At 48.7% G+C, this 14,552-nt stretch carries 11 protein-coding genes; 8 read left to right on the top strand and 3 right to left on the bottom strand.

The genetic code is table 11. From position 1 onward, the window contains the following. Positions 1-74: 74 nt before the first annotated feature. The 4 genes from RYZ26_RS08550 to RYZ26_RS08535 all read left to right on the top strand — a co-directional run bounded on the left by RYZ26_RS08550 (position 75) and on the right by RYZ26_RS08535 (position 2,846). Positions 75-797 carry a response regulator gene (locus tag RYZ26_RS08550; RefSeq protein ID WP_317682773.1) on the top strand — a complete coding sequence of 241 codons (723 nt, stop codon included), beginning with the start codon at positions 75-77 and terminating at the stop codon, positions 795-797. A gap of 67 nt (positions 798-864) precedes the next feature. Next, positions 865-1,287 (top strand): bacteriohemerythrin, encoded by a 423-nt coding sequence (locus tag RYZ26_RS08545; protein WP_317682772.1) that lies wholly within the window; start codon positions 865-867, stop codon positions 1,285-1,287. 56 nt (positions 1,288-1,343) lie between these two features. Next, entirely contained in the window at positions 1,344-1,742 is a 399-nt protein-coding gene (locus RYZ26_RS08540) for a hypothetical protein (RefSeq protein WP_317682771.1), read from the top strand. Positions 1,743-1,871: 129 nt separating this feature from the next. Then, on the top strand, positions 1,872-2,846 hold the full coding sequence (locus RYZ26_RS08535; RefSeq protein ID WP_317682770.1) for a hypothetical protein: 975 nt from the start codon (positions 1,872-1,874) through the stop codon (positions 2,844-2,846). Positions 2,847-2,920: 74 nt separating this feature from the next. On the opposite strand, the gene acnB is transcribed toward RYZ26_RS08535, so the two are convergent. The 3 genes from acnB to ychF form a co-directional block, all read right to left on the bottom strand. Further along, positions 2,921-5,506 carry a bifunctional aconitate hydratase 2/2-methylisocitrate dehydratase gene (gene acnB, locus RYZ26_RS08530; protein ID WP_317682769.1) on the bottom strand — a complete coding sequence of 862 codons (2,586 nt, stop codon included), beginning with the start codon at positions 5,504-5,506 and terminating at the stop codon, positions 2,921-2,923. A gap of 515 nt (positions 5,507-6,021) precedes the next feature. Next, positions 6,022-8,721, bottom strand: a complete 2,700-nt coding sequence (locus tag RYZ26_RS08525; protein ID WP_317682768.1) for an HD domain-containing protein — start codon at positions 8,719-8,721, stop codon at positions 6,022-6,024. Between the two features lie 249 nt (positions 8,722-8,970). After that, positions 8,971-10,074, bottom strand: a complete 1,104-nt coding sequence (gene ychF / locus RYZ26_RS08520) for a redox-regulated ATPase YchF (protein WP_317682767.1) — start codon at positions 10,072-10,074, stop codon at positions 8,971-8,973. A gap of 182 nt (positions 10,075-10,256) precedes the next feature. Between ychF and RYZ26_RS08515 the strand changes: the two genes are divergently transcribed. The 4 genes from RYZ26_RS08515 (at position 10,257) to RYZ26_RS08500 (ending at position 14,307) form a co-directional block, all read left to right on the top strand. After that, on the top strand, positions 10,257-11,348 hold the full coding sequence (locus tag RYZ26_RS08515; RefSeq protein WP_317682766.1) for a microcin C ABC transporter permease YejB: 1,092 nt from the start codon (positions 10,257-10,259) through the stop codon (positions 11,346-11,348). A gap of 1 nt (position 11,349) precedes the next feature. Beyond that, the gene (locus RYZ26_RS08510; RefSeq protein WP_317682765.1) at positions 11,350-12,372 is read left to right on the top strand and encodes an ABC transporter permease; all 1,023 of its coding nucleotides are present in this window, start codon (positions 11,350-11,352) and stop codon (positions 12,370-12,372) included. Then, positions 12,369-13,988: an ABC transporter ATP-binding protein gene (locus RYZ26_RS08505; protein ID WP_317682764.1), complete on the top strand. Its 1,620-nt coding sequence runs from the start codon at positions 12,369-12,371 to the stop codon at positions 13,986-13,988. The genes RYZ26_RS08510 and RYZ26_RS08505 overlap by 4 nt, the downstream gene beginning before the upstream one ends. An 82-nt stretch (positions 13,989-14,070) precedes the next feature. Beyond that, positions 14,071-14,307, top strand: a complete 237-nt coding sequence (locus RYZ26_RS08500) for a rubredoxin (protein ID WP_317682763.1) — start codon at positions 14,071-14,073, stop codon at positions 14,305-14,307. Positions 14,308-14,552 lie beyond the last annotated feature (245 nt).

The following is a 14,552-nucleotide window of genomic DNA, read 5'->3' as shown; positions in this document are numbered from 1 at the left end:
GTTTCTTTCGGCTTTCCCCGAAATAAAAACTCAGGTAAAATGTTGAAAAACCAAAAAGAATACGTAGGGACCAGATGACAGACACAGGCCACATCTTAGTTGTCGATGACGAACCACATATCTGTGCATTGGTGGAACGCTGCCTGACAGGCGTGGGTTTCCGTGCTTCAAGTGCGGCCAGCGGCGAAGAAATGAAAACGGCCCTCGCCAAGGGTGACGTGGATATGGTCGTGCTTGATCTGATGCTTCAGGGCGAAGATGGTCTGGACCTTTTGCGCGAAATCCGCACCGAAAATCATATCCCGGTCATCATCCTGACCGGCATGGGCGAAACGGCCGATATGGTCATTGGTCTGGAACTGGGCGCAGATGACTATATCTCCAAACCGTTTGAACCACGTGAATTGCGCGCGCGGGTACGCAGTGTGCTTCGCCGGGCAAAGGGTCAGTCCAAAGCTGCCCCGCAAGGTGATGATATCTCTGAAATGCGCTTTGCAGGATGGACGCTGGATCGGATGGCGCGCAAACTGATCAATCCCAATGGGGAAGAATCATCGCTGACAGCGGCACAGTTTGATTTGCTCTGTGCCTTGGCCAGTCATCCCAACCGGGTTTTGAGCCGGGATCAACTTCTGGATTTGGCGCGGGGTCGAGAATCTTCGCCTTTCGATCGCTCTATCGATGTGCACATTGGCCATTTACGTCAGAAGATCGAGGAAGATCCGAAAGATCCCACCTTGATCAAGACAGTCTATGGTGCCGGATATATTTTCACACCAGAAGTTGATGTTTCTTAAAAAAATCTATAGACTGGCTACGTATAAATCCATAGATGCGCACTAAAAATAGCAAGAAGGATACGCGATGGATACGACGGTGAAGGAAATTGCCTGGTCAGATAAGCTGAACACGGATGTCACATCCATTGATCTTCAGCATAAACGCATGGCCTATCGGCTGGAAAATCTGCGTTTATTTGAACGTATGACGCCCATACCGGACTGTATCTTCGAAGAGTATCTGACCATCATCGACGAAATTGAAACTCATTTTTCCTATGAAGAAGCCATCATGGCTAACATTCATTGCGATAATTTTGATGCCCATTGCATGTCTCATCAAAATATCCTGAACAAACTTTATGAATTGCGCGATGAAGTCATCTTAACCAAAGATTTCTCCCGCATTCACGAAGCCATCAGCTTAGTCGATAAAATGATCGCGGGCCATCTTTCACATGAAGATTCCAACATCAAAAAAGTCCTGCACCGCAGCCTGCCCAATTGATCGATTTGCATTCATTCCCCTCTCCTCTATTCTCCGTTAAAGGGGAGTAACGATTAATGTTTTTTCTTTATCTTTACGGATCACTCATTCTCGGGTTTGCTTTAGCGATCATCGTTGTTCTGGATCGTTATCGTACCTCAGAGAAAAGCTATCGCGCTGTCAAATCGGAACTGTCAGACCTCATTCATGGTGACACCTCAATGCTGAGTACAAAGGTTGATGATGTCATCACGATCTTTGAAAAGCATGACTATGCGCTGACGGGTCAGACAACTGAGGAACTCACCTTCCAATATGCTGGCATGCCGGAAATTGAAATCTGGGATTGGATTCTTTGGATTTTCATGTTGGTTACAGGCGGGATGTTTGGCCTTGGTTTGCTGTTTACAACCTCCCTGCTTGAATGGTTGGGCATGGTCAAAAATCAAAAAGTCACTCTTGCCCTGACCTGGTAACATTCCTCCCTTTCTTCTTCGCATCACACAAGATAAACGCGAAAACATAAGAGCCTTCACACGACAATTTTTAGGTGTTATGGTTTTTACCTTATTTAACAAAGGTATAATCAACAGGGGTGGGGAATAATGAAACGTTTCTCTTTTTTAGCAGGCGCTGCCTTGCTGCTGGCGGGCTGCAGTGCTTTGCCATCAACCGTTCCAACCTTGGGGGAACTGTCTTCCAATTCCACATATGTGCCGCTTGACGGTCTGCCTATTGAAACAGTGACAACGGCGGGCAGCTGCCAGGGCTATACGCAGGAAAATGTTGAATTCAAACCTCTGCTGGACGGCCTGCCTGATATCTCCATCCGATTTGCCATCTCTCAGGTTGCCAACAATGCCAAAACAGGGTTTGGCCCGGTCGCCATCACCACAGAAGGTTCAAACTATAAAGCGATTCTGGATTATGTGAACAATGACACCGTCCCCGTGTCTTTCTATATCCGTAAAATCATCAAAGACAAGCGCACCAATGAAACCCATGTCGCGCGTCTTTCTGATGCGCTGAGCAAGCATCAAGCGGTCGCGGCCTACGAAGCCATCATCTATGCCATGAACAATAAGCCAATTGGTAACAAGCTGGTGGGCGAAAATAAAACCGCACTCACCGCAACAGAAGTGGTTGATCAACTTTATGAATCGGTGACCATTCCGGTCTATATCGGCTTGGGGCTTCGTGTGACCGCAGATGTCTATGCCCAAAAAGGCGGTGTTGAAATTTCCAGCCTGGGCAGTGTCGGGGCCGATGGTCTGGCGGGCGGTCTGACCATGCAGTCTATCGGCGTGACAGGCCCCGTGGTTGGCACCATCCTGCCCATCCCGCGCACCATCAATCAAACCACCATTGAAAATACCATCATGGCGCTTGGCAGCAGCCGCACGCTGATTTTCACCAACGCCAACGACGAAAATAAAATCACCCTGACACCGCGCGTGGTCGGCCTCTACAGCCCAATCGGGTCTGACCCGCAACTGATCAACGCGCTTTATTCCGAACTGGCCCGCGTTCGGACCCAATGGAACCGCCCCTGCATTCGCAAAAACACGAATACAACATAACCTTTGCCAAACAGACACAAAAAAGCCCCACCTGCATCAACAGGCGGGGCTTTTCTTTTAAGTCAGCTTAACGCTTAAACTTCTACAGTCGCTGCTTTTTCAACAAAAGAAGGGATCTGGTCAAAGTTCATGTAACGATAAACATCGTCAGCCACATCATTCAATGGCTTCACTTTGGCCTGATATTCTTCGTTTGTCGGGATCTTGCCAATCTGTGCACAAACAGCTGCCAGTTCCGCAGAACCAAGGTAAACATTGGTATCGATACCCAGACGGTTCGGGAAGTTACGTGTGGACGTAGACATCGCAGTTGAGCCTTTACGGATCTGCGCCTGGTTACCCATACAGAGAGAACAACCAGGTGTTTCCATACGTGCACCCGTCTTACCAAGGATAGAGTAGTAGCCTTCTTCAGTCAGAATAGCAGCATCCATCTTGGTTGGTGGGGCAACCCACAGACGTGTTGGCAGATCGGTCAGACCGTCCAGCACTTTACCAGCCGCACGGAAGTGACCGATGTTTGTCATACAAGACCCGACGAACACTTCGTCGATTTTAGCACCTGCAACGTCAGACAGTGTTTTCACATCGTCCGGATCGTTCGGGCAAGCAACGATAGGCTCTTTGATCTCGTTCATGTCGATTTCGATCACAGCTGCATATTCAGCATCTGCATCGCGTTCCATCAGCTCTGGGTTCGCAATGAATTCTTGCATAGCTGTGATACGACGCTTCAGTGTGCGCTCATCATGATAACCTTCTGCGATCATCCATTTCATCAGGGTGATGTTAGAGGTCATATATTCGATGATTGGCTCTTTGTTCAGGTGAACTGTACAAGCCGCCGCCGAACGTTCCGCCGCACTATCAGACAGTTCGAACGCTTGTTCAACCTTCAGGTCAGGCAGACCTTCGATTTCCAGGATACGGCCGGAGAAGATATTCTTCTTACCCGCTTTTTCAACGGTCAGCAGGCCTTGCTTGATCGCATAGAAAGGAATGGCGTTAACCATATCACGCAGGGTTACACCTTCCTGCAATTCACCTGAGAATTTAACCAGTACGGATTCAGGCATATCCAGTGGCATAACACCAGTTGCTGCACCAAACGCCACCAGGCCAGAACCAGCCGGGAAAGAAATCCCCAGTGGGAAACGGGTGTGACTGTCCCCACCTGTACCAACAGTATCAGGCAACAGCAGACGGTTTAGCCAGGAGTGAATAACACCGTCCATTGGACGAAGGGCCACACCACCACGTGTTTCAATAAAGTCAGGCAGTGTTTTATGTGTATTTACGTCTGCAAGCTTTGGATAAGCAGATGTGTGACAGAAAGACTGCATAACCAAATCAGCAGAGAAACCGAGACAAGCCAGGTCTTTCAGTTCGTCACGTGTCATTGGACCTGTTGTATCTTGCGAACCAACAGTTGTCATCTTAGGCTCACAGTACGTACCCGGACGGATGCCTTTGCCTTCTGGCAGACCACAGGCTTTACCAACCATTTTCTGTGCAAGCGTGTAACCCTTGCCTGTATCTTTCGGCTCAGCCGGAACGCGGAACAGGTCAGAAGCTGGCAGACCCAGTGCTTCACGTGCGCGTGCTGTCAGGCCGCGACCGATGATCAGGTTGATACGGCCACCGGCACGTACTTCATCAAAGATGACTTCAGACTTCACTTTAAATTCAGAAACAACTTCGCCATTCTTAAGGGCTTTGCCTTCGTAGGGGCGCAGTTCGATCTCGTCGCCCATTTCCATGTGCGTAACATCGAGTTCGATTGGCAGCGCACCAGAGTCTTCCATTGTATTATAGAAAATCGGCGCGATTTTGGAACCAAGACACACACCGCCGAAACGCTTGTTCGGAACGAATGGAATGTCTTCGCCTGTCCACCACAGAACAGAGTTTGTCGCAGATTTACGAGAAGAACCCGTACCAACAACGTCACCAACATAAGCAACCAGGTTGCCTTTTTCTTTCAGATCGTTGATGAATTTAATCGGACCGCGAACGCCTGCTTCTTCTGGCTCAATCCCATCACGCGGGTTTTTCAGCATCGCCAATGCGTGCATTGGAATGTCAGGACGTGTAAACGCATCAGGGGCAGGAGACAGGTCGTCCGTGTTGGTTTCGCCTGTTACCTTGAAGACAGTCAGCTTCATGCTTTCTGCAACTTCGTCACGGCTTGTGAACCATTCAGCATCCGCCCAGGACTGCATTACAGCCTTGGCGTTGCTCGAGCCTTTTTCAGCCATTTCTTTAACGTCGAAGAAATAGTCGAATACCAGCAAAGTCTTTTTCAGACCTTCAGCCGCTGTTTCACCAACTTCTGCATCGTCCAGCAGGGCGATCATCGGTTCGATGTTGAAACCACCCAACATGGTGCCAAGAAGTTCAGTTGCTTTGACTTTGGAAATCAGGGAGCAGGCAATCTCACCTTTGGCAACTTCTGCCAGGAAACCAGCTTTGATACGCGCAGCGTCATCAACACCCGCTGGGACACGATGTGTGATCAGCTCAACAAGGGTGTCTTCTTCGCCCGCAGGTGGGTTTTTCAAAAGCTCAACCAGGGCTGTTGTTTGTTCAACAGACAGGGGGAGAGGGGGGATACCGAGAGCCGCACGCTCTTCGACATGATTGCGATATTCTTCTAGCACTAAACTTCCTCCGCTTATGCAAGAGTGAATAAAAGACAGCCGCCAGAAAGAGACCCCCAGCAGATATCTAGAAATAAAACGTGGCCTATATACACCACAAATGAACCCAAATGTCTAGGCTTAAACCCTTGAAAAACCGCAGAAAACTGCCCTTCTGGTATTACCACACAGCTTTCAAATACGACGGTTTGGTAACACCTGTTTTAAAGAGTCTGACGCCTCAAGCGCTTAGCAAGCCCCAAAAGCCCTACAGGCCTTATGGGCTCTTGTTTTCCTTACTTAAGAAGATAGTCAGATAAAAACTGGTTTAAACCCAAAAACTCAACTTTTAGGGGGAGAGGATGGAGGGAGATGAGGTGGATTCGAAGGGTGGGGAGAGACGGAGAAAAATTCCTGCCTGCGCAGGAATGACGGGGATTTGCGGATAGGGCGAGGACGTGCCTGAGACAACATACATGATACCCACCCCACCGTCACCCCGGCGAAGGCCGGGGTCTTTTCAATGCACCATTGCTTTACGAATCTTCCGGATATTGTTCAAACTCAGGCGGGATATCAGTGGGCGCTTTTAATTCATCAGGAAGACCCGGAAGATCATTCCATTTTTTTACCGTACCCAGATTTGAATAACGCCCAGGAACATAACCGCTATATTCAGAAGGAATATCAATTTCCGTCAATAACCGCTTCAGCCAATTACCAACAGGATGCAAGGTATTTACTATCTGAAAACCAAATGCACGGCTACTCAAAAAACACTGTTTAGATTCAGAAATATCTTCAAAATATCCATGATCAATTTCTTCAAACCTCTCACTTTTTCGCCCAACATATGTCTCTATGTGAGAAAATTCGTAGTCTTCTACACCAACCAACTTCATATCTAATATTTCAATAGGTTGAGGATCAAACCCCATCACTTCTGTAATATAAGGATACAAATATTTATCAGCTGACATAAAGTCAAAAAAGGAATAGTGATAGAACTTTCCAACCTCTCGCAATTCAGAAATCGACACCCACCGTTCTGCCCCTCTTTTATACAATTTTAAAATTGGTAAATCTTCATATTCACAACCTATTTTCTTAAAAAATTCTGCAAGTTCCAATCTTGCTTTTTGGCCAAGAACATCTTGATACTTTTCAAAAAAAACCAACAAAAAACGAGAAATAAAATTCTGTAATTCTGATAGTTCTTTAATTGCAGCCCAGAACCCAATATCACCATTACGAGACATAGAAATATTTGTTTTAAAGCAACGGTCATCTATATGAATAAAACTAAATCCAGGCTCAGTTGCATATACATTCAATTCTCCATTCAAAATCCCATGCCGAAAATACTCGTTTCTTATTTGCATTCCCATTTTCTGCGTCAAAACTACGACTGAGCTAGCTGGAAGCAGCCGACCAGTATAGGTGTCTAAAATAAAACCAAAATCTACAGATATTTCATTATTATTAAATTTTGCCCGCTCTACAATAAGAGCCTTACCTTTATTTGAAACAATATTATCCCAAACATAAAACTCCAAATCACTACTTGTAAAAATACTTACATTATTAAATAAAACAGGCAACTCAACAGCCTGACACCAACGGCCCACTTTCTCCTTCAACTCCCCCTCGTCAAAAGGCTTACGCATTTTGATCCTGATCTTCGTACCCGTTGACTTCGGCTTCTCCATATGTCGCGGCAGAAGGTAATCTTCCGGCTTGGTCAAGATCAGTTTCAGCGGTTTATTTTCCGTCGCATTATAGGTTTCAACTTCCACATAATCCGAAACGGCAAAGACGGATAAGAACCCCACCCCGAATTGGCTGGTGAATTTACCACGGGGATTGTGGCCCAGTTCTTTTTCGAAATCGTCGGACTTATAATAAGAGCAACCGATCTGCAGGAAATAATTCTGGATGATATGTTCCGTCATCCCCATGCCCTTGTCGGTCACGGTGATATATTGAACGTCTTCGTCATCTTCGCGAACCGTTTCCACGTCGATATGGACGGGGAATTTGTTTCGGATGGCCTGATCCACATCCGGCAGCCAGTCCGGCACATCTTCATTTTCAAAGAAACGTTCAATCATTTTTGCCCGGTTGGTATCCAGCGCGTTTTGAATCAATTCGCGCAGGAAATCCTGACTGTCATTATAGACATCATAGACTAGCCGCTGCATCACCAGCTTATCATTCACCACAAACTTCCAGTCATGGGGAATGAAATTGGCCCTTTCAGAGGCAAGCACATAGATGGTCGCATTTGCATCACCGCCACTTTTCTTTTGCGCATCCGCCAGACGGATTTCCGGCGGGATCCAATCGTTATGTCGCTTGGCCCGTGTCATAACCAAGGTTGCGCGGTTGGATTCCTCTTCCATCCATTTGCACCATTCGCGCAAGGTGCGATAGCTTTCCGGCGTGCTGCAATAAGCGCTGAAGGCAACCTTTTCAGGAGAGATATTCTTGTGATGAATATCATCATACTGATCCCAATGGGGCAAGCTGTCTTTTGGAATAAAGGTCAGGTTACGCACCAGAGAACGAGTGCGATCTTTGCGGATATCACACAGATCACCATAGCGCAGCAAGATCGCCAAAAAACGCAGATTAATGGCCTGCCCGTCACATCGACTGTCTTCACTATAAAGATGATCATTTTCCAGACGGTCATAACCGACGCCATGACCTTCGGAGATCACAGCGATGGCTTTTCGCACGTCATCATCCTTGACCATCGAAAACCAATCAGATTTCAGGCGCAGATTATGTCCACTTCGAAGCGCATGGGCATTTCGGAAGTAAGAGGCGATCAGAAAGTCCAGCTGACGTGCGGCATAAAAGTCTCGCACAGCTTCTGACATATCTTTGCTTTTCTCATCTTCACCGTCGCGAATATCTTTATAAAGCTGCCAATCTTCGCGGCCCTGTTCGTTCTTTTCTTCTTTCAACCAGTCGGTAAATTTTTGAGAGTCCAGAAATTCCGTTTTCTCAACATCACTGATCCGCATGCCCAGATCGTGACTGTAAGCCGCCCCAATGATCAGAAAGGCTTCCACATAATTCAGCTTTTTCGCCAGTGGGTTGCCGTCGCCATCAAACAGAATGTTGGAGATATTTTCGATGATCGCATGGCTATGATCAAACCCGTGGGAAGGATAATGTTCAAACGTGCGCGCAACGCCATTCAGCAATTCCCGGGCTTCTTTTTCCATATCCAGTGCCATCGCGGCATAGTTTGGATCAGCTGCTGGGCCTTGTTGTTCTGCCTGGTTCTTTTCCAGAAACTTATAGAGTGGCGTATGTTGTAAGCTCATTTCTTCCCCCGAATAATTTGCTCTTTATACGGAGAGTATAGACAACCATTTCTCGTAAGATAATACAAAAACAATAAAAAAAGGGGCCCAAGAGCCCCTTTCAATAGATTCCTGCCTCAGCAAGAAATGACAAATGTGTTTTATGCCTTAAACATTAAAGCGGAAGTGGAAAACGTCACCGTCTTTGGTGACATATTCTTTGCCTTCCTGACGCATCTTGCCGTTTTCTTTGGCGCCTGTTTCACCGTTATGTTCAACATAGTCTTCATAGGCGATGGTTTCGGCCTTGATGAAGCCGCGTTCGAAATCAGTGTGGATGACACCAGCAGCTTGCGGGGCTTTGGAGCCGACCAGAACGGTCCAAGCGCGGGCCTCTTTCGGGCCAACGGTGAAAAAGGTCAGAAGGTCGAGCAGTTTGTAGCCTTCTCGGATGATACGGGCCAGCCCCGTTTCCTCCAGCCCCAGACTTTCCAGGAATTCCGCCTTGTCTTCTTCGCTGTCCAGTTTGGAAACTTCTTCTTCGATTTGCGCTGAGATCACAACCGCGCGGGCATTTTCGCTTTCGGCTTTTTCAAACACTTTGGCAGAAATGCTGTTGCCTTCAGCGGCACTGTCTTCTTCCACATTACAAACGTAAAGCACAGGCTTGGAGGTCAGAAGTTGCAGCATTTGGAAGAGTTTTTCTTCTTCCTCGTCACGGCGTTCCACCACACGGGCAGGCTTACCTTCGCGCAGGACTTCCAAGCATTTTTCAACGATCTTCAGGGTGGCCGCAGCCTCTTTATCCTGACCACGGGCTTTTTTAACCAACGCGACTTCGCGTTTTTCCAGGCTTTCAAGATCGGCCAGCATCAGTTCGGTTTCAACGGTTTCCGCGTCACGGATGGGGTCAATGCTGTCATCCACGTGGGTGATGTTGTCATCTTCAAAGCAGCGCAACACATGGATGATGGCGTCTACTTCGCGGATATTGGCGAGGAACTGGTTACCCAGACCTTCGCCTTTGGAGGCGCCGCGTACCAGACCAGCGATATCAACAAATTCCAGCTGGGTCGGAATGATCTTGGCAGAACCTGCGATCTCAGCCAGTTTATAAAGACGATCATCCGGCACGCCCACACGGCCTGTGTTTGGTTCAATGGTACAGAACGGGAAGTTGGCCGCTTCTGCCGCAGCAGTTGAGGTCAAAGCGTTGAAAAGCGTTGATTTACCTACGTTTGGCAGGCCGACGATACCACAGTTAAAACCCATGAGACTTGATCCACATTCTATCCGTTAAAAAGCTTTCACAGCGCATAGCGCGCTCTAAGCCTTTCGTCAACCAAAAGCGCACCATTTGCTCACATGAAAGTGAGCTTATTTGGCTTGCCCACGGGCTTTCAATCTCTTAAAACTATGAAGAGAAAAGATAAAGAACAGGGCCCCCTTGATCCATGCTCGCTTATATCCTGCGACGCCTTTTGCTGATTATCCCTACATTGTTTGGCATCATGGTGCTGAATTTTGTCATCATCCAGGCTGCCCCCGGTGGTCCGGTCGAACAAATGCTGGCGAAAATTCAGGGCGAAGCGGTCGATGCCACAGCGCGTGTTTCCGGCACCAACGGCGGCGAAGTTCAGGGTTCCAGCAGCGCCAACACCGGAAATTCCCAATATCGCGGTGCCCAAGGGGTTCCGCCTGAACTGATTAAAGAGATCGAACAGCAGTTTGGCTTTGATAAACCCGCACATGAACGGTTCTTCCAGATGCTGGGCAGCTATGTGCGATTTGATTTTGGCAACAGCTTTTACCGTGATGACAGTGTGGTCGATCTGGTGCTGGAAAAAATGCCTGTCTCTATTTCACTGGGGATATGGACGACCCTGCTGGTCTATCTGATCTCCATCCCGCTAGGCATCAAAAAAGCCATTCGTGATGGGTCACGTTTTGATGTCTGGTCCAGTGGCGCAGTTATCCTGGGCAATGCGATCCCCAGCTTCCTGTTCGCCATCCTGTTGATCGTTGTCTTTGCAGGTGGGCGTTATTTGGACTGGTTCCCATTGCGCGGCCTGACATCGGACAATTGGGAAAACTTAAGCACCCTTGCCCAGATTAAAGATTACTTCTGGCATATTGCACTGCCTGTTCTCTCCATGGTCATCGGTGGATTTGCCAGCCTGACCATGCTGACCAAAAACTCCTTTCTGGAAGAGATCAACAAGCAATATGTCATCACGGCGCGTGCCAAAGGCATCACCGAAAACCGCGTGCTTTACGGTCATATCTTCCGCAACGCCATGCTGATTGTGATCGCAGGCTTCCCCGCGACCTTTATCGGGGTCTTCTTTACCGGATCGCTTCTGACCGAGATTATCTTCTCGCTGGACGGGCTTGGCCTATTAGGGTTTGAAGCCGCCATTAACAGGGATTACCCGGTCGTGTTTGGCACCCTTTATTTCTTTACGCTTTTGGGTCTGATCATGAATTTGATCGGTGATATCATGTATCACGTCATTGATCCCCGCGTTGATTTTGAGGCACGATAACATGTCCCCTTTAAATCAACGACGCTGGCAGAATTTCAAGGTGAACCGTCGTGGGTTCTGGTCGCTCTGGCTGTTCCTTGCGCTCTTTACCCTGTCGCTTTTTGCAGAACTGATCGCAAATGACAAGCCCTTGCTGATCTCATATGAAGGCAGCATCTACACGCCCTTTTTGAACGAATATCCCGAGACCACCTTTGGCGGCTTCTTTGAAACAGAGGCTGAGTATCGTGACCCGGAGGTTCAAGCCCTGATCACCGATACGGGCGGCTGGATCGTCTGGCCCATTGTGCGTTACAGCTATGACAGTATCAATTATGACCTGACAGTGCCCACCCCTGCCCCGCCAAGTGCGGACAATTGGCTCGGCACAGATGATCAGGGGCGCGATGTGGTCGCCCGGCTGATTTATGGCTTCCGTATCTCCGTCCTCTTCGGGCTGGTGCTGACCATTGCCAGTTCCATTATCGGCATTGCGGTTGGCGCAGTCCAAGGCTATTTCGGCGGGATGGTAGACCTGATGGGTCAACGGTTTATTGAGATTTGGTCAGGTCTGCCCACCCTCTTCCTGCTGATCATTCTGGCAAGCTTTGTGGAACCGAATTTCTGGTGGCTTTTGGGCCTCATGCTACTGTTTTCCTGGGTACAGCTGGTCGGATTGGTGCGCGCCGAATTCCTGCGTGCCAGAAACTTTGATTTTGTGCGTGCCGCCAAGGCTTTGGGTGTATCGGACACGACCATCATCATCCGCCATGTGTTGCCCAACGCCATGGTCGCGACTTTCACCTTCCTGCCCTTTATCCTCAATGGATCGATCACCACACTGACCGCACTTGATTTCCTTGGGTTTGGTCTGCCACCGGGGTCCGCTTCGTTAGGTGAACTGCTGAACCAGGGCAAAAACAATCTGCAAGCTCCGTGGCTGGGACTGACCGCCTTCTTCGTGCTCTCCATCATGCTGTCACTTTTGATCTTTATCGGTGAAGCGGTGCGTGACGCCTTTGATCCAAGGAAGACCTTTCAATGAGTAACGCCTTGTTAGATATCAAAGACCTGCGCGTCAATTTCGGACAAGACGAAGCCGTGCGCGGTGTCTCTTTCTCCTTGAATAAAGGCGAAACCCTTGCCCTAGTCGGCGAATCAGGCTCGGGCAAATCGGTCAGTGCCCTTTCCATCCTGAAACTGCTGCCTTATCCGCGTGCCCATCATCCATCCGGCAGCGTGACCTTTAACGGGGAAGACCTGCTCAGCAAGGATGATCGCAGTATCCGTTCGATCCGGGGTAACCAGATCGCCATGATCTTTCAGGAACCACTCAATTCCCTCAATCCATTGCATTCCATTGAACGGCAAATCAGCGAAGTGTTGTTTGTCCATAAGCTGATGACCAAACGTCAGGCACGTGAGCGGGTGATTGAACTGTTAAAGCTCGTCGGGCTGGAAAATGCAACAACCGAAGACCGCCTGAAAGCCCTGCCCCATCAGTTTTCCGGTGGGCAGCAGCAACGCATCATGATCGCCATGGCCCTTGCCAATGAACCGGATATCCTGATTGCAGATGAGCCCACAACTGCCCTTGATGTGACCGTACAGGCGCAAATCCTGAAGCTGTTAAAGGAACTGCAGCAAAAACTGGATATGGCCATTCTGATGATCACCCACGATCTGACCATTGTGCGCAACATGGCAGATCGGGTCTGTGTCATGAACCAAGGCAAAATTGTAGAAACAGGCGACTGCGCACAAATTTTCGATGATCCCCAGCATGCCTATACGCAGAAACTGCTGGCCGCTGAACCGTCTGGTACACCGCAAGAGTTTGATCATAAACGGGAAATCCTGAAGGTGGATGACTTCAAGGTCTGGTATCCCATCAAGCGTGGAATCATCAAACGCACAGTTGGTCATGTCAAAGCGGTAAACGGCATTTCCCTTTCCGTCAAACAGGGCGAGACACTGGGTGTGGTTGGGGAATCCGGGTCCGGCAAGTCCACATTGGGCCGCGCCATTCTACGATTGGAAGACAGCGAAGGCGGATTGGTCTTTGACGAGAAAGACCTGCAAGCCCTCACGCAAAAAGACTTACGCCCGCTTCGCCGGGAAATGCAAATGGTGTTTCAGGACCCCTTTGGGTCCATGTCACCACGCATGTCCGTCCATCAGATCATTGAAGAAGGCCTGTTGATCCACAGCCCGACCACCACCGTCGAAGAACGTCGTCAGATGATCGGTGATATTCTGGAAGAAGTCGGCCTACCGCGCGAAGCCCAAGACCGCTATCCGCATGAATTTTCCGGCGGGCAACGCCAACGTATCGCCATTGCGCGCGCTGTTATCCTGAAACCGCGTCTGATCATTCTGGATGAACCCACAAGTGCGCTTGATATGTCGGTGCAGGCCCAAATCGTTGACTTGTTGCGTAATCTACAGGCCAAACATAACCTCGCCTATATCTTCATCAGCCATGATTTAAAAGTCGTACGCGCCATGAGCCATAATGTGCTGGTCATGCAAAACGGTCAGGTTGTTGAACAAGGCCCGCGCAACGATATCTTCGATCACCCGCAAACACCTTACACCAAAGCGCTGATGGCTGCAGCTTTCGAGATTAAAGCCGATGAGACAGGTGTGGTTAGCCGTTAAAATCACAAAAGAGTCATCAAAGAGTCTCTGATCCTCTGTAGAGTCCGCCTCATCAAAAAAATAATATTACAGGGTTGGACCAATGTTTTTAGTGATGAAAGAACTGAGCAAATCTCAGGCAATGATGCCCCTGTCGCGCCTGGGTGCCATCAAAGAATTTGAACCGCAACGCTGGAAATGCGGCTGTGGCAGCTTTATCTACGACCCGGCCACCATGGGCGGCCTGGCGTTTGAAGAACTCGATAAAAAATGGAAGTGCCCCACTTGCGGCGCAAAGAAAAAGAATTTCAAGAAAACGGATTTGAAGTCTGTTTCTTGACCTCCCCCTTCCCTGTCATCCCGGATTTATTCCGGGACAATCAGGTGAGGACGATAAGAAACGTTCAGACTTGATCTCGCGGGTTGTCCCGGAACAGGTCCGGGATGACAGTGTTACAGATACAAAAAAAGGCCGCCTCTGTTTCCAGAAGCGACCTTTTTCTTGTGCTTGACCCGTCCTGAAATAAGTTGACAGATTGGAGACTTATTATGGGAAACAAAGAAAACAAGCGGGTTAAGCGCACA

The organism is Terasakiella sediminum (genome assembly GCF_033100395.1).
In the GTDB taxonomy this organism is placed as follows: Bacteria; Pseudomonadota; Alphaproteobacteria; order Rhodospirillales; family Terasakiellaceae; genus Terasakiella.
The sequence above is the reverse complement of the archived record's forward strand: the minus strand, read 5'-3'. Positions and strand labels throughout refer to the sequence as shown.